General features: G+C 32.3%; 19 protein-coding genes and 1 pseudogene. 16 read left to right on the top strand and 4 right to left on the bottom strand.

The genetic code is table 11. The annotated features are described in order from the left end of the window. The first annotated feature begins 91 nt into the window (after positions 1-91). The 6 genes from ABTV69_RS06725 to ABTV69_RS06700 all read left to right on the top strand — a co-directional run bounded on the left by ABTV69_RS06725 (position 92) and on the right by ABTV69_RS06700 (position 5,413). Complete coding sequence (locus ABTV69_RS06725) at positions 92-1,174, top strand: diphosphomevalonate/mevalonate 3,5-bisphosphate decarboxylase family protein (protein ID WP_433834863.1); 1,083 nt, start codon at positions 92-94, stop codon at positions 1,172-1,174. 46 nt (positions 1,175-1,220) lie between these two features. Beyond that, complete coding sequence (locus tag ABTV69_RS06720) at positions 1,221-1,475, top strand: hypothetical protein (RefSeq protein WP_433834862.1); 255 nt, start codon at positions 1,221-1,223, stop codon at positions 1,473-1,475. A 48-nt stretch (positions 1,476-1,523) separates the two neighbouring features. Continuing rightward, entirely contained in the window at positions 1,524-2,462 is a 939-nt protein-coding gene (locus ABTV69_RS06715; protein WP_433834861.1) for a mevalonate kinase family protein, read from the top strand. A gap of 66 nt (positions 2,463-2,528) precedes the next feature. Beyond that, positions 2,529-3,119, top strand: coding sequence for a DUF502 domain-containing protein (locus ABTV69_RS06710; RefSeq protein WP_433834860.1), 591 nt, complete (start codon positions 2,529-2,531; stop codon positions 3,117-3,119). A gap of 60 nt (positions 3,120-3,179) precedes the next feature. Next, positions 3,180-4,136 (top strand): geranylgeranylglycerol-phosphate geranylgeranyltransferase, encoded by a 957-nt coding sequence (locus ABTV69_RS06705; RefSeq protein WP_433834859.1) that lies wholly within the window; start codon positions 3,180-3,182, stop codon positions 4,134-4,136. A gap of 368 nt (positions 4,137-4,504) precedes the next feature. Continuing rightward, a complete protein-coding gene (locus ABTV69_RS06700; protein ID WP_433834858.1) occupies positions 4,505-5,413 on the top strand; it encodes a pseudouridine synthase in 909 nt (302 codons plus the stop codon). Between the two features lie 64 nt (positions 5,414-5,477). Here ABTV69_RS06700 and ABTV69_RS06695 read toward each other — a convergent pair whose 3' ends face one another. Beyond that, complete coding sequence (locus ABTV69_RS06695) at positions 5,478-6,080, bottom strand: DUF937 domain-containing protein (protein ID WP_433834857.1); 603 nt, start codon at positions 6,078-6,080, stop codon at positions 5,478-5,480. 274 nt (positions 6,081-6,354) lie between these two features. Next, the gene (locus tag ABTV69_RS06690) at positions 6,355-6,855 is read right to left on the bottom strand and encodes a DUF456 domain-containing protein (protein ID WP_433834856.1); all 501 of its coding nucleotides are present in this window, start codon (positions 6,853-6,855) and stop codon (positions 6,355-6,357) included. 152 nt (positions 6,856-7,007) lie between these two features. Here ABTV69_RS06690 and ABTV69_RS06685 point away from each other — a divergent pair, with 152 nt between their 5' ends. Continuing rightward, on the top strand, positions 7,008-7,493 hold the full coding sequence (locus ABTV69_RS06685; RefSeq protein ID WP_433834855.1) for a hypothetical protein: 486 nt from the start codon (positions 7,008-7,010) through the stop codon (positions 7,491-7,493). A gap of 130 nt (positions 7,494-7,623) precedes the next feature. On the opposite strand, the gene ABTV69_RS06680 is transcribed toward ABTV69_RS06685, so the two are convergent. Both ABTV69_RS06680 and ABTV69_RS06675 read right to left on the bottom strand, forming a co-directional pair. Then, positions 7,624-8,727, bottom strand: a complete 1,104-nt coding sequence (locus ABTV69_RS06680) for a glycosyltransferase family 2 protein (RefSeq protein WP_433834854.1) — start codon at positions 8,725-8,727, stop codon at positions 7,624-7,626. Continuing rightward, the gene (locus tag ABTV69_RS06675) at positions 8,724-9,668 is read right to left on the bottom strand and encodes a hypothetical protein (RefSeq protein ID WP_433834853.1); all 945 of its coding nucleotides are present in this window, start codon (positions 9,666-9,668) and stop codon (positions 8,724-8,726) included. The genes ABTV69_RS06680 and ABTV69_RS06675 overlap by 4 nt, the downstream gene beginning before the upstream one ends. Positions 9,669-9,853: 185 nt before the next feature. Between ABTV69_RS06675 and ABTV69_RS06670 the strand changes: the two genes are divergently transcribed. The 9 genes and pseudogenes from ABTV69_RS06670 (at position 9,854) to ABTV69_RS06630 (ending at position 16,618) form a co-directional block, all read left to right on the top strand. Further along, positions 9,854-11,536 (top strand): WG repeat-containing protein, encoded by a 1,683-nt coding sequence (locus ABTV69_RS06670; RefSeq protein ID WP_433834852.1) that lies wholly within the window; start codon positions 9,854-9,856, stop codon positions 11,534-11,536. 5 nt (positions 11,537-11,541) lie between these two features. After that, entirely contained in the window at positions 11,542-12,096 is a 555-nt protein-coding gene (gene ruvC / locus ABTV69_RS06665; protein ID WP_433834851.1) for a crossover junction endodeoxyribonuclease RuvC, read from the top strand. Positions 12,097-12,186: 90 nt separating this feature from the next. Then, positions 12,187-13,332 carry a radical SAM family heme chaperone HemW gene (hemW, locus tag ABTV69_RS06660; protein ID WP_433834850.1) on the top strand — a complete coding sequence of 382 codons (1,146 nt, stop codon included), beginning with the start codon at positions 12,187-12,189 and terminating at the stop codon, positions 13,330-13,332. A 124-nt stretch (positions 13,333-13,456) separates the two neighbouring features. Next, positions 13,457-13,833, top strand: a pseudogene (locus tag ABTV69_RS06655) (GxxExxY protein). 57 nt (positions 13,834-13,890) lie between these two features. Further along, positions 13,891-14,655, top strand: a complete 765-nt coding sequence (locus ABTV69_RS06650) for a cyclase family protein (RefSeq protein ID WP_433834849.1) — start codon at positions 13,891-13,893, stop codon at positions 14,653-14,655. Positions 14,656-14,712: 57 nt separating this feature from the next. Continuing rightward, positions 14,713-15,114, top strand: coding sequence for a GNAT family N-acetyltransferase (locus ABTV69_RS06645; RefSeq protein ID WP_433834848.1), 402 nt, complete (start codon positions 14,713-14,715; stop codon positions 15,112-15,114). Continuing rightward, complete coding sequence (locus ABTV69_RS06640; RefSeq protein ID WP_433834847.1) at positions 15,111-15,461, top strand: DUF4260 domain-containing protein; 351 nt, start codon at positions 15,111-15,113, stop codon at positions 15,459-15,461. Before ABTV69_RS06645 ends, ABTV69_RS06640 begins: the two co-directional genes overlap by 4 nt. Positions 15,462-15,467: 6 nt before the next feature. Further along, positions 15,468-15,839, top strand: a complete 372-nt coding sequence (locus tag ABTV69_RS06635) for an MmcQ/YjbR family DNA-binding protein (RefSeq protein ID WP_433834846.1) — start codon at positions 15,468-15,470, stop codon at positions 15,837-15,839. A 71-nt stretch (positions 15,840-15,910) separates the two neighbouring features. Further along, positions 15,911-16,618: a PH domain-containing protein gene (locus tag ABTV69_RS06630; protein WP_433834845.1), complete on the top strand. Its 708-nt coding sequence runs from the start codon at positions 15,911-15,913 to the stop codon at positions 16,616-16,618. Positions 16,619-16,628: the final 10 nt, after the last annotated feature.

Raw genomic sequence — 16,628 nt, 5'->3', positions numbered from 1 at the left:
AGTTCATTTTAGCAAAGCACGCTTATAATTTCTTATATTACTTATATGGTGAAAAAATTTAAAAGTTATCTTTGCCAAAATTTTATAATTCATGTATTCAGCAGCTGATTTTATACCTACTTCCTATACTTCAACAATCGAAAACGGAAACTTTGAATGGAGTGCTCCAAGCAACATTGCATTAGTGAAATACTGGGGAAAAAAAGACAACCAGATTCCAGCAAATCCGTCAGTAAGTTTTACTTTGAATAATTGCAAAACGATTACAAAATTAGGTTTCGAAAAAAGAGCCAATCAAAATGGTTTTTCTTTTGATTTGCTTTTTGAAGGAAAACCAAAAGAAGATTTTAAACCAAAGATTCAGAAGTTTTTAGAAAGAGTTGAAGTTTATCTGCCGTTCTTGAAGGATTATCATTTTACAATTGATACTCAAAATACATTTCCGCACAGTTCTGGAATCGCTTCTTCGGCTTCTGGAATGGCGGCTTTGGCAATGAATTTTATGAGTTTGGAAAGAAAACTAAATCCAGAAATGACCGATGAATATTTTTATCAGAAAGCTTCATTTTTAGCTCGTTTAGGTTCTGGAAGCGCTTGCCGAAGCGTGAAAGGAAATGTAGTAGTTTGGGGAAATCAAGCCAATATTGAAGGAAGCACCGATTTATTTGGAGTTGAATTTCCGTATACGATTCACGAGAATTTCAAAAATTATCAAGATACGATTTTATTGGTTGACAAAGGTGAAAAACAAGTTTCGAGTACAGTTGGTCACGATTTAATGCACAATCATCCGTATGCTGAAAGACGTTTTGCACAAGCGCACGAAAATCTAGATAAATTAATTGCCATTTTTGAAAACGGAAATCTAGACGAATTCATTAAAGTTGTAGAAAGCGAAGCATTGACTTTGCACGCCATGATGATGACTTCAATGCCTTATTTCATTTTGATGAAACCAAATACGCTGCAAATCATAAATGCAATTTGGAAATTTAGAAACGAAACGAAGATTCCAGTTTGTTTCACGCTAGATGCTGGGGCAAATGTGCATGTTCTTTACCCTGAAAATGTTGCAACAAAAGTGCTTCAATTTATTCAGGACGAATTAGTTGTATTTTGTCAGAATAGTCAATACATTTGCGACAAAATTGGAAGTGGCGCGATTGCATTATAATTTTGCGTATCTTTATATGTTTAGAATAGTTTTTTGATTTACAATTATGAATACAGCAGCAATAAAACTTTACGATTTATTTAGAAAAGAACTTAATCTTGATGAGAGTAAGGCTAAGGAGTTTATTGAAGCAATTGATAAAACTATAAGCGAAGAAATCAAACAAGATAAAAACGAAATAGCTTCTAAAGATTTTGTAAAAAAAGAAATCACAGATGCTAAAAACGATATGATAAAATGGTTTGTTGGTTTATTCTTTGCTTTAGCCATGATGATAATCGGATTGTATATTAAAGGATAAGATTCCAACCCAAATAAAATTACTTTAAAAGAAGACATTAAATAAATCATGAAAGGACCCTTATTTTACTCAAAAATATTACTCTTTGGAGAATACGGAATTATCCGCGACTCTAAAGGACTTTCTATTCCTTATAATTTTTATAACGGCGCTTTGAAAAAAAGCGAAGAGCCAACTGAAGAAGCAATTGCATCTAACAGAAGTTTAAGAAGTTTTGCTTCTTATCTTGAGGTTTTACATACGCAACAGCCAGAATTGGTTACTTTCGATTTGGCGACGCTACAAAATGATGTTGAAACCGGAATGTATTTCGATTCTAGTATTCCACAAGGATACGGTGTTGGAAGCAGCGGTGCGCTTGTTGCAGCTATTTACGATAAATATGCTACAAACAAAATCACTGTTTTAGAAAATCTTACTCGCGAAAAACTACTACAGTTAAAAAATATATTTTCTAACATGGAAAGCTTTTTCCACGGGAAAAGTTCAGGTTTGGATCCGCTAAACAGTTATTTGAGTATTCCAATCTTGATTAATTCAAAAGACAATATTGAAGCAACTGGAATTCCGACTCAAAGTTTTGACGGAAAAGGAGCTGTATTTTTATTAGACTCAGGAATTGTTGGCGAAACCGCTCCAATGGTTAACATTTTTATGGAAAACCTAAAAGACAAAGGTTTCCGTGCAATGCTTAAAAATCATTTCGTAAAATATACCGACGCTTGCGTAGAAAACTTCTTGCAAGGCGACATGAAATCTTTGTTTACCAATACCAAGAAACTTTCTAAAGTAGTTCTGAATCATTTCAAACCAATGATTCCAGAACAGTTTCACGGAATCTGGCAACATGGGATCGATACCAACGATTATTACCTAAAACTTTGCGGTTCTGGCGGTGGCGGTTATATTCTTGGTTTTACCGAAGATTTAGAACGTGCTAAAGCTTCTTTAAAAGACTATAAATTAGAAGTTGTTTATCAATTTTAATTTCCTAAAAACGATAATTATTTGAATAGACTTTCCTAAATATTTAACCTAAAAAAGTTACTGAGTATGAATAGTATTTTAAAGATTATCAAAGCAACTTTTTTAGGCGGAATTTTATTCTTAGCACCATTAATTTTACTAGTGGTTCTTTTTGAAAAAGGATATCATATTGTTCAAAAAATTACAGTTCCCATTGTCAACTCTCTTCCAAGAGTGAAGGTTATGGGCTTTGCACTGCAAGAAGTTATTGGCGTAGTCATTATTATTATGGTCTGCTTTGTTGCAGGTTTATTGGCTAAAACTGTTTATGCAAAAAAACTTGTTCAGAAAATAGAAGACAACATTCTAAGCTTAGTGCCTGGATATGTGTTTATCAAAAACATGCAAGAAAGCATAATGGGTTTTGAATCTAAAGAAGATTTAAAAGTAATTATGGTTCCTACAGATGCAGGTTGGCAATTTGCCTTTTTGATCGAACAAATAAACGATAATGAATTTACCGTTTTTATTCCCGATGCCCCAAACCCTTGGAGCGGATCTGTAGTTTTTGTAGAGAAGAAAGACATTAGAGAAATTGAAATAACTCAAAAACAAGCTTTGGCCTGCATTAGAAAATTAGGCTATGGTTCTAAAGAATTGTTAAAAAACAAACTCTAAATTTTTGAATTAAAAAATATCTTTTAACTTCCCTCATCTAAACTCCACAAACAAAACTTTATGTTAAACAGACAGCACAAACTTTTAATAATGAAAATTGTTAGTCTGTTCTCTGTGGTTCGAGGTTATAACATTCCAATTATTGTTTTAGCACAATATTTATCGGCGATTTTTATATTGGCACCAGAAATTAGAGCGTTGGATATTTTATTGGATTTTTATCTGTTTCTAATTGTGTTTGCTTCGGCCATTACAATTGCTTCCGGATATATTATCAATAATTTTTACGACAGCCAGAAAGATTTAATCAACAGACCCAACAAATCAATGTTGGATCGTTTGGTGAGTCAGAAAACAAAACTGAACGTTTATTTCGGTTTGAATTTTCTTGCCGTGTTAATGGCTGGAATCGTTTCTTGGCGTGCTTTTTTATTCTTTTCTGTTTACATATTTATGATTTGGTTTTATTCGCATAAAATCAAAAAGTTTCCAATTATCGGCAACCTAATGTCGGCATTGTTGGCTGTAACTCCGTTTTTTGCCATTTTACTGTATTTCTACAACAAGATTTCGTTTGAAGAAATAGAAAATCATATGAGTCATTTTGTAGTAATTTCGGCACATGCAGTATTCTTGTTTTTACTTCTTCTTATTCGCGAAATGATAAAAGATTTAGAAAACTTAAAAGGCGATTTGGTAACCGATTACAGAACAATTCCTGTTTTATATGGCGAAAAAATTTCAAAACAGATTATTACAGCACTTACTATTTTGACGATTGTGCCTGTTTACGTTTTGGTAAATATTTATGATGTAGGCTACATGGATATCTACTTTTATGTTTGTTTTGGAGTTCTACTTTTTTTCCTGATTTATTTATGGAAATCCAACTCGAAAGAGCAATTTTTAAAACTTCATAATGTTCTAAAATTCTTAATTGTTTCTGGCGTTTTCTGCATTGTTTTGATCAATCCTAGTGTTTTATGGCATGGGAAGGAATTGATTTCTAATTATTAAGACTTTTTTTATTCCGCAGAGATACGCGAAGAATTTTCAAAGAGATACACGAAATTTCTTTGCGAAACTTTGTGTCATTTTTTGCGAATCTCAGAGAAATTGCGAATGTTTAAAAGAAGCCAATTGTTTGACTTTAGCCACGATTACTTCACTTAACATTTATTTTCATAGGAGTTCAGTGAACATGTTTGAAGTTGAAATGTTTTTATTTTTTTCTTTAAAAAATAAAAAATTGGAGGAATCCATGTTTGGAAAAAGCCAATTGTAATGCTTCTAACCTATCTAAAAATCAATGCTATTAATCTAAGAACATTGAACTTAGGATTTATTAGCAGGAAAAAACTATCTTTGCACAAATTAATGATTCTATGAACAACAAGGAAGGCAATAATAAAAGAGGCGGATCTAGACCAAATAGCTCAAGATCAAACTCTAGTAAGCCAAAACCTCCTATGGCTAAGCGCGCGCAAGGGCCTAAAAAAGTAAAACCTGAAGTTAAGGCAGCACAGGAAGCAGCAGCTGAAAAATTTAGAAAACAAAATCAGCCTGCAAAGAGACAGAAGGCTTCAGATGAAATTCGTCTGAACAAATACATCTCTAATTCTGGCGTTTGTTCTCGTCGTGACGCAGACATTTACATTCAGTCTGGAAATGTAAAAGTAAACGGTAATGTGGTTACCGAAATGGGATATTTGGTAAAACTGAATGATGTTGTAAACTTTGACGGTGTTACATTAACTCCTGAAAAGAAAGAATACATTTTATTGAATAAGCCTAAAAACTTTACAACTGCTTTTGACGAAGGTCAAGAATACCGTAACGTTCTAGAACTTGTTCGTGGTGCTACAAATGCTAAAATTGCTGCTGTAGGAAGAATGGACAAGAATACAACTGGTTTACTATTGTTTACAAACGATACCGATATGATTCGTAAGTTTACATTGCCAAATCAGAAATCGTCTAAAATCTATCAAGTTTCTTTAGACAAAAACTTGAAATTTGAAGATTTAGAAAAAATCAGCAAAGGTTTAGTTCTTGACGGACACCGCGTTTCTGTTGAAGAAGTAAGCTATATTGATAATGAACCAAAAAGTGAAGTGGGTCTTAGATTGCGTACTGCCAACGTAAAAGTGGTGCGTTCTATTTTTGAATCTTTTGAATACAATGTATTGCGTATTGACCGTGTTTCATTTGCTGGATTGACCAAAAAGAACCTGCCTCGCGGAAACTGGCGCTTTTTGACCGATCAAGAAATTATCAATTTGAAAAACGTATAATTGTTTTTCAAATTCAAACTATAAATGAATCCTGTTTTCTTCTAGAAAATGGGATTTTTTATTTTTATAAAGTAAAGAAATTATGTCCGAAAAGAGTAAAAATAGATCTTCCGATAGATTGGTTTTTATCTTCTACTGTTTCGTAATTTGAAAAACCTAGGATGATTTTGATTCCAGGAGGAATGCTGTTTAAAATATCTCTTTTTTGATCTTCTAAAAGGAGTTTTAAACTTTCTATTAATTGAAGATTGTATCTTAAGTAAGACATTACAAGTAATGCTGAAAAGTTAAGTATTTCTCTAGCAGTTTCGCTTTTAATACCAACTTCGTTGGAAACCATTTCTGAAATTCTGCCTTTTTTGTTGGAGAACAATTCTTTCAGTAAAGCATTTCCTTCTATGCGGTAACAGTCGTCGACTGATAAAATTCTGCCCGCATTAAAATCTACTTCTTGGTAAAAAGTGGAATCTTCTTGAATTAAGGAAACGATTTCAGAATAAAAATCAGATTCTTCAGCTTTGTTGTAGAGTCCCATTAAAATTGTACCGATCGAGACGTCTATTCCCTTTATTAAAAGTGCATCATTCTCAAAATAAAACTTGTTTAACTTGGAGACAACATTAGAAGAAATAAAGCGTCTAAGTTCAATTTGTAGGTTTGGGGTCATACTCATAACTTAAAAAATAATTATTTATACTGATTTGAAATAATCGATAAAATGAGGCTTTTTATCGTTTATCGTGATAAAAATATAAAATATTTTAACATTTCCAAAAATTTAGTTAAAAATTTACCTTCTTAATAACCAGCAGTTAACACAAAAAACGCTTCAATGCTAGTAAACACAACCCTTTCGTAGTCAAACAGGAAAGAAAAAATGTTCAGAAAATTTTTATATTTATTTTTGAAAACAACGCTAAAAAGCTGAAAATGTTATATAATTAAAATAAAATGTTTCGATATTCCCACACAATACTCAAAAATATACCCAAATAAACCATTGTAAACAGAAAGTTAACAAAACTCGATGCAATGAATCCCAACAACGATCCTGTGGCAGCTTTTATTGCTCTTTTATGATTCCGAGAGTCGTAGATTAATTCGCCAATTAAGGCACCTAAAAACGGGCCAATTATAATTCCGAACGGAATTGGAGCAAGGATCCCGACAATCAAACCAATATTGGTTCCCCAGACGCCATAAGAGCTGCCTCCAAACCTTTTTGTTCCCTTTGACGGAATAACATAATCTAATATCGTAATGATGACCATTAGAACAAAAGTGATTCCTAAAATCCAATAATTATTTTCCACCGCTTTGGTAAGATATAGCAAAAGTAATCCTACCCAAGAACTCGATAATCCAGGAAGAACTGGAAGGAAACTTCCAAAAATGCCAACAATCATACATATAAAACCCAAAATGAGCAGTAATAAATCCATATTTTTTTGATAAATTTGTTCTTACAAATTACTATTTTATTATTTGCCATACAAATCCCCAAATGTATTCGCGCAAAGATTAAGATACCAAAGTAATAAAGATTCTCAGAAAAATAAATCGTATTTTTGTTCATTCATTCAACATCAAAATCTTGAGGCACTTTCTTCTTCTTTTTATATGCGTAACTTTCCATTCTTGTCAATACTTTGAGAAGCAGGTTCCGTCTGAAAAAGAGTTACTTCAAAAGGAATTAAAATCAATTAATTGGAAAGAAGTGGACGAATATCCTTCTGTTCCCGATTGTGATAAAATTGCTGATAAAAAACTGCGCCAACAGTGTTTTTTTGAAGTAATGTCGGGGCTTATTCAAGAAAAACTGAACGTTGACACTTTGTCTATTTTATATCCAGAATTGGATACGATCGAAGTAAAAGTAACCGTTTTTCCAAATTCTACGATGACGTTTGAACCTCAGTTTCCCAAAGATTCTGTTGCTTACGACACTATAAAAATTGACAGCATTCTGCATGCGCGTCTCATAGATTTCCCAAAAGTAAATCCAGCCATAAAACGTGGTATTCCGGTAAAAACACAGTTTATTCTGCCTGTTATTCTAAAAGCAAAAGAGGAGAAGTAATTTAATTAGAAGCTATTTCCTGCTGTCCGTTATATTCACGATAAACAAAAACTACGGCTAAAAAGCCTTGTTTTTCTAAATCGGGAGATGCCTCTCCCATCAGGACTAGGACACTCATTTTTAAAAGAATTTATTTTTTAAATTGACGGTCTTTCCATTCATAAGAACCAAACAAACTGTACAAAGCTACAGCCGAACTAAAAAACGGATACAATAAACTGCTTAATAAAAGGCTTTTAATTCTCGTTTTTGTCAAAAATTGATTGGTGATGGATAGCAAAACAAAATCAATTGCAAACTTCGAAAAAGCAAAAATCACAAAAATTGGATACGACCAAATTCCGAAAAGAAGCAGGAAAAATCCAATTATAAAACTTAGATTTCCGAAGAAAACAATCAATCCCAAAAACTTACCAAAAGTACTTTTATACGAACTCGTTTTTGCCGCCCAACGCACTCTTTGATGAAACAATACTTTCCAATTTTCAGTTGGTTTCGTAGTTACAATGGCGCCATCAGCTTTTAAATAATGAACCTCTTTTGGGAATTTTTCGATTGCTTTTTGAAGTAAAAAAACATCATCTCCACTAGCAATTTTGTCATTTCCTTTAAATCCGTTTAAACTTTCAAACAATGCTTTTTTATAAGCAAAGTTAGCTCCGTTGCACATAAAACCTTTATTCAAACCAAAACTTCCAATCGTTGCGCCTTGCAGACTTGTTAAATCCAATTGCTGAAAATGATCTAAAAATGAATTCTCGCATTTGTATGTTACCGCGCCTGCAAGCATAGAAACTCTATTCTCTTGAATGTAATGATCAAACGTCAAAAGCCAGCTTTCTGGAACAATACAATCAGCATCGGTTGTAATAACCCAATCGGTCCTAACATGCTGCATTGCTGTTGTAATGGCGTCTTTTTTAGGAGATTTAGAAGCACGAATATTGTCGACTTGGGAAACTTGAAACTTGAAACCTGAAACTTGAAACTTTTCTTTTGAACTATCATCTACCAAAATCACATCAAATAGATTTTTTGGATAATTTAAATTCGAAAAACTCTCTAACAGTATCGGAAGATTTTCTTTCTCATTGCGAAACGGAACTATAATCGTAAAAGTTGTTTTGGGTTCTAAATCTGTTTTTTTATATTTTTTTATCCTAAAAAAACCATAAATGAGCAACGCAATACTGATGCTGTAAATGGCTAATATGAAGAATAATTCCAAAATCACGCTGTTGTTTTAGTTTTAAAATTCAACACAAAATAACTTCCTAAAACAACTGGCAGAACGACGTTTAAAAACCACATCAACGTACTGATAAAAATAACGATCCATTCGTTGACACCCAGAATTCCGAAGAAATAAATGGCGACACTCCCCTTTACAGCAAAATCTAAAAATTGAAAAGTCGGTAATGAAGAGGCTAAGAAATAAACTGATGTAATGGCTCCCATTAAAGTTAAATAAGGCAAATCGACATCAAAACCTAAAAACAAAAAATAGTATTGATGTGAAAAAACCAAATAACGGCAGATTCCTAAAAAGATATTTTTTTGATGAACCGATTTTGGAATTTCATTGATTTTATGAATCAATTTTTCAATCGAATAACCTTTGACTTTTATTTTTTTAATCGAAAATAATATGGCCAGAATTAGTACAAATCCGCCAAAAAGAATTAGAACTGTTTTGGTTGTAATTACATTAAATTGAGCGTTAAAATACAGCAACCCGAAAATCCCAAAAATGATCGTTAAAATCATTTGGATTCCGTTGCAAATTAGGTTTAAGAAAACGACTCTTTTGGCTTCAGATTTTGGATAATATAATGCTTTTCCCGCGTACTCTCCTACTCCATTTGGCGTGAAAATTCCAGCTGTTAAAGCCGCTAAAACCTGTTTTGTAGCTTCGTAAACCGATATTTTATGAATGACCTGTGCCAAATTCTGCCATTTCAAAATCTCGAAATAGCGATTCAAAACACTCAAAAGCAGAATGAACCCTACTCCTAAAACCGATTGTTTTTTTTGGAACAATACAATAAACTTCTGCCAATCTAATTTGTCGTTGTTAGCCAGCTGATTGTAAATAAAATAAAATGCACCGCCAACAATTAAAAGTTTGACTACAAGAACAAGGAATTGCTTAGCTTTGTGAGGAATTGAAATCATGCCGCAAAAGTAATTGAATTTGTAAATGTGGCAATGTGGCAATTAGAAAATGAGCCAATTTTCTGGACTTTAAACTTGAAAAAAAACTCTTGGCAAAAAAACGCATCATATTATTTTTTTTATTACTGTTAATAATTGCATGTAGCAAAATTGACAATACTTCACCTAAACTATTTGTTCGAGTTATGGGGCAAAATTCTTGGGGATATAATGATGAAAAAGGAAATGTTCTTATTCCGCTGGGAAAATATAAATTTCTGAATCCAATGGATGAAAAAGGGATGATTTACGCAGAAAAAGGAAAGAAACATGGCTATATTGATATTCATGAAAATATACTCGTTCCCTTTGAATATGATGATTTAACTGTTTTTTCTGAAGAATTGGCTTGTGCAAAAAAGAATAACAAATTTGGCTTTATAAATAGAAAAGGAAAAATAGTAATTCCGTTTCAATATGATGACGAAACCTATTTTCAGAAAACAGGATTAGCACTTGTCAAGAAAAACAAGCTTTATGGTTTTATAAACAAAAAAGGAAAAGAGATAATTCCAATCATTTATGAGGATGCAAGAAAAGCCACTGTAGACAGTTTAGTTTCTTTAAATAAAAAAGGAAAATGGGCATTTTTTGATTCATTTGGAAAGCAAAAATCTGATTTTATTTATGACGAAATTGCTTTAACCGATATCGAAATAAAAGAAGAAAGTGAAAGTACTTTTTGGAAAAATGGTCTAATTTTAGTGCGGAAAAACAATCAAATTGCTTATTTGGATAAAAACTTAAAAGAAGTTGCTCCTTTTGGAAAATACAATACCGGTGAAAGATTCAATCAAAACAGAATTGCAATTGTCTCTAAAAATCATAAATACGGAATTATTGATGAATTTGGAAAAGAGCGAGTAAAACCAGAATATGATACCATAGAACATCCTGAAGAATCTTATCATGAATCTGAAATTTTTGAAGCAAAAAAAAGCAATTATATAGTTTTACTCGATAAAAACGGAACGAAAATTTACGACCAGATTAAAGAATTTTCATTTGATTATTGTCGTCTAAATAATCAAATTGAAAAAATTTATCACATACAGGATTTGAATGGTAAATATGGAGCAATTGATACAAAAGGCAAATTATTAATTCCGATTATGTATGATGAGTTTCAAGATTTTGGAAGAAATTACAATGCAATCGTAAAATATAATGGTAAATTTGGACTAATTGACTCCAACAACAAAATCACTTATCCAATTGACAACCAATCAATTTATGCCGACAGAAGAGAACTGGATTATTATGTTATAAAAAACAAAGAGAACAAATTTGGCATAATAGACAAGAACTTAAAACCAATTTTTAATTTTGATTTTCAAGATTTATCTCCTTGCTATTATGACCAAAAAAATAGATTTATTGCCAAACAAAATGACAAATACGGCGTTATAGATCGAACAGGAAGAATTATTATTCCTTTTCAATATACTGAAATGTCTAACTGGGTTGAATACGGTCCCGGTGAAAATTATCATTTCGTAACAAAAAACAAAAAACATGGTTTGATTACCAAAGAAGGAAAAATAGTTATTCCAGTAATCTATGATACTCTTTTTTACGATAGTGACAAAATAATAATTTTATCTAAAAATGGTAAATATGGAGTTATGACGATTCAAAACAAAACTGTAATTCCTTTTATGTATCAACAAATTTATCTAGAACCAAGTCTGTTTTCTAATAAGAAGCAAACTGAATTTTATGTTCTAAATAATGGCAAATATTCGATTGTAAACGATAAAAATAAAATTCTGAAATCGAATATTTCAAAAGATGAAGTAGAGAAAAAATTCTCTTTCCATTATAATTAAAAAAAGTGACACAAGAACGCATCATATTAGGTATTGACCCTGGAACCACAATTATGGGTTTCGGATTGATTAAAGTAACCAATAAAAAAATGGAATTTCTGCAATTGAACGAATTGCAGCTTTCCAAATACGACAATCATTACCAAAAATTAAGAGTCATTTTCGAAAGAACCATCGAATTGATTGAAACGCATTGCCCTGACGAAATAGCAATTGAAGCGCCTTTCTTTGGAAAAAACGTTCAGTCAATGTTGAAATTAGGTCGCGCGCAAGGCGTGGCAATGGCAGCCGGACTTTCAAGAGGCATTCCGATTACGGAATACGAGCCTAAAAAGATAAAAATGGCCATTACTGGAAACGGAAATGCCAGTAAAGAACAAGTTGCCAAAATGCTGCAACAGCTTTTAGGCTTAAAAGAATTACCTAAAAATCTCGACTCAACAGACGGTTTAGCAGCAGCGGTTTGCCATCACTTTAATTCAGGAAAAGTTATTGCCGGAAAGAGTTATTCGGGTTGGGATGCTTTTGTAAAACAGAACGAGGATCGAGTGAAAAAATAATGTGTCAATGAGAAAATTTGATAATTAGATAATTCTGTAGACAACGGATAAATTATCTAATTGACACATTTTCTAATTATCTAATTAAAAATGAGCGGTATCTACATCCATATCCCTTTTTGCAAGCAGGCTTGTCATTACTGTGACTTTCATTTTTCGACTTCGATGAAAAAGAAAGACGATATGGTTTTGGCTTTGGCTAAAGAAATTGGCATGCGTAAACCCTTCGACTCCGCTCAAGATGACAATATCATTGAAACGATTTATTTTGGTGGAGGAACTCCTTCTGTTTTATCAAATGAAGAAATCAACTTTCTGATTTCTGAAGTTTACAAGAATTACAAAGTCATTGAAAATCCTGAAATTACTCTAGAAGCTAATCCAGATGATTTATCTGCAGAACGAATTCTAGAATTATCTAAAAGTCCGATAAACCGATTAAGTATCGGAATTCAATCTTTTTATGAAGATGATTTAAAGATGATGAATCGCGCCCATAATTCGGAAGAAGCCAAAAAATGTCTGGAAGAAGCGACTAAATATTTCGATAATATTTCGTTGGATTTGATTTACGGAATTCCAGGAATGAGCGACGAAATGTGGAGACAGAATATTCAAACTGCTTTGGATTTCGGTATTCCGCATATTTCGAGTTATGCTTTGACAGTTGAACCGAAAACGGCTTTGAGCAAGTTAATTCAAACAGGGAAAATTGCTGAGCCACAAGATGAAGTAGCTTCAAATCATTTTATGATTTTGGTGGAAATGCTTCAAAAAAATGGTTTTATTCATTACGAATTATCGAATTTTGGGAAAGAGAATTATTTCTCTAAAAACAATTCGGCATATTGGCTCGGTAAAAAATATATCGGAATTGGTCCTTCGGCGCACAGTTATGATGGTGTAAAACGAGGTTGGAACATTGCTAATAATTCACTTTATATAAAAGCAATTCAGAACGATGAACTTCCTATTGAAACGGAAACCTTAACGATTTCCGACCGCTATAATGAATATATTATGACTGGATTGCGAACCATTTGGGGCGTTTCTTTAGACAGAATAGAAAAAGAATTTGGTTTGGAATATCTTACTTATCTTCAAAAACAAGCTCAGAAATTCTTGAATGACGATCTACTTTTCATTAAAAACAACATCTTAAAACCAACTCCAAAAGGAAAATTTTTAACGGATGGAATCGCTTCAGATTTATTTTATCTAAATTTGGAAGAGTAGGCTTAACCGCAAGGTTCGCAAAGAGTTACGCAAAGGTCGCAAATATTTAATCATAGGAATATTCTTTCTTTTTTTAAAATTATATTGTATTTTTATAAACATTTAAAAATATAATTAATTTACTATGTCAGAGAATGAATTATCAAGAATTGTTTTTGATTGTGCTTTAAAAGTTCATCAAGCTTTAGGGCCTGGACTTTTAGAAAGTGTATATGAAGAATGTCTTTATTTTGAATTAAAAAAGACTGGGTTGCAAATTGAAAAACAAAACCATTACCATTACTTTACGAAGAAATAAAATTAGAAATTGGCTACCGATTAGATATTATAGTTGAAAATAAATTAATTTTGGAAATAAAGTCAGTTGATGCTTTAAACGAAATTCATTTTGCTCAACTATTGACTTACTTAAAATTAACGGATTGCAAATTAGGTTTGCTTTTAAATTTTAATGTTATTTTGATAAAAAATGGTATTAAAAGAATTGTAAATAAACTTTAATTTATAAAAATAGCGCTCTTTGCGTAAACTCTTAGCGAACCTTGCGGTTAAATTATTATGCTAGCAAAAATCAACAACTTCGAAATAGACTTATCAAAACCCATCGATATCTCAATTCCTTTAACCAATACAGATGAAAATCCGATTGCTTGGTATATCGAGAAACCTTCAATTGAACCCGTTGTTTTCGGCGATTGGATCGGGAAAGTTTCAGAAGGAAAATCATCTACGAATTTCAATAATATTTTCTTCAATCCGCACGGGCATGGTACGCATACGGAATGTTTGGGACATATTACCAATGATTTTTATAGCATCAATCAATCGTTGAAACAGTTTTTCTTTACTGCAAAATTGATTACAGTTGAACCTGAAAAAATGGGAGATGATTTTGTGATTACAAAAGAGCAAATTGCAAACTTACTTACTCAAAAAACTGAAGCTTTAATTATTAGAACACTTCCAAATCAGCTGGATAAAAAATCGAGAAAATATTCCAATACAAATCCTCCGTATTTAAGTGAAGAGGCCGCGGTTTTCATTCGCGAAAGCGAAATTCAACATTTATTAATCGATTTGCCAAGTGTTGATAAAGAACATGATGAAGGAAAATTATTGGCTCATAAAGCATTTTGGAATGTGAAAGACACGGTAAATCTAAACACTGACGCAAGAATAACTGCAACAATCACAGAAATGATTTATGTTGCAGATGAAATTGAAGACGGGAATTATATACTAAATCTCCAAATCGCTTCTTTCGAAAATGATGCTAGTCCGAGCAAACCGATATTATACAAAATTGCAGATTTTAGATTGTAGATTTTAGATTTCTGCTTCTACAAATCTAAAATCTGAACTCTAAAATCTAAAATTAAAATGATAACCGTCTCTACAGATAAAACAAAACTCGACGTTCCGTTTATTCAGAACTTTTTAAAAGACATTTATTGGGCTGCGGGAAGAACTATTGATGAAGTACAGCGAACAATCGATGCTTCAGTTTGTTTCGGAATTTATTTAGATGACAAACAAATTGGCTTTGCCCGCGTGATAACCGATTATGTCGTTTTTGCTTATTTAATGGATGTTTTCATTACTGAGGAGCATCGCGGAAAAGGCTACTCTTCTATTTTGATCGATGCCATGATGAAGGAACCACAATTGCAAGAAGTCAAAATCTGGCGATTGGCAACTACTGATGCGCACTTTTTATACGAGAAATTCGGATTTACAAAACTGAATCATCCCGAAAAGATGATGGAAAAAATAGTAAAATGAAAACAGTTTTAAAACTTGAGGAAACCGCTTTATTTATTCTTGGCATCTTTTTATTCAACCGTTTAAATTTTGAATGGTGGTGGTTTTTGGCTTTAATTCTGGCTCCTGATTTATCCATGATCGGTTATGCGTTTGGGAATAAGGTTGGAGTATTTTTATACAATATATTTCATCACAAAGGAATTGCACTTTTAATTCACGCACTTGGATATTATTTCAGTATTGAAATAGTACAATTAGCCGGAATTATTTTATTTTCACATTCGGCAATGGATCGTATTTTTGGTTACGGTCTCAAATTTGAAAAAGGCTTTAAATACACGCATTTAGGTGAAATTGGTAAATAAACAAGTATGAATTTAGAAACGTATTACGAATATTGTCTCTCGAAAAAAGGAGTTAGTGAACATTTTCCTTTTGATGAAGACACTTTGGTTTTTAAAGTGGGCGGGAAAATGTTTGCTTTGTCTTCTCTTTCGCAATGGGAAAAGAATGAGCAATCTGTGAATTTAAAATGTGATCCAGACCGCGCGCAGGAACTCAGAGTAGAATATGACGAAATAAAACCAGGATTTCATATGAGCAAAGTGCATTGGAATACGGTGGCTTTAAACGGAAATTTACCAGATAAATTCATAAAAGAGCTCATCGATCATTCATACGAATTGGTTTTCAAAAGTTTGACAAAGAAAATTCAGAGCGAAATCATCGAATTAGAAAATTAGGCATTACATTTGCAACGTTAGAATAAAAAACTCAGCGACTTAGTAGCTTAGCAACTTAGAATCTTTAAAAAATGAAAGAACAATTTAAAAAATTTCTGAACGAAGAACAAGATCCAAAAGCGATTGAAAAAATCACTTCGAAACTTACAGATTTATTAATGAAAGGCGAAGAAGTTGGATACATCGCAGTGCAAAAGAAGCCTGCTATAACTGTTTTTCCTGACAGTATCGTTTTAACTAATAAAAGAATTATCATCTGCAAGCCTAAAAATTTAGGACTTTCAATGGACTTCACAGATTATACTTGGGATGATATTGCAAGTACTTTTGTAAAAGAAAATATTTTAGGTTCTGAATTTTCATTTGGAACAAAAACAGATTTAGCGGTTTCTATCGATTATATTCCGAAAATTCAGGCTAGAAAAATTTATACTTATGCTAAAGAACAATTGGATCTATTGAAAAATCCTGTTCAAACAGCAACTCCAATTCAAGAAACTTTTGCGGAAGAACCAGAAGTAGAAGAGGAAATCGAAGAAGTAGAAACAGAAGAAGTAACAAGCTTTGCTGAAATTTTACCAGCGGCTCCAGTAGTTACAGAAACTTTTGAACCGCTTCCAACGCAACCAACTCAACCAACAGGAGAGCGTAAATTAAGTGATTTAACTAAAGAAGAACTTTTCGACAAATTACAGAATTATAAAAAACTTCTTGATAACGGTTTGATCATGCAAGGAGAATATGATGCTTATAAAAAAGAGATATTGAGCTATATGTAAGTCTTAAAGT

It is taken from the genome of Flavobacterium anhuiense (genome assembly GCF_050990855.1).
Classification (GTDB): Bacteria; Bacteroidota; Bacteroidia; order Flavobacteriales; family Flavobacteriaceae; genus Flavobacterium; species Flavobacterium anhuiense_C.
This window is presented reverse-complemented; position numbering and strand designations above follow the sequence as displayed.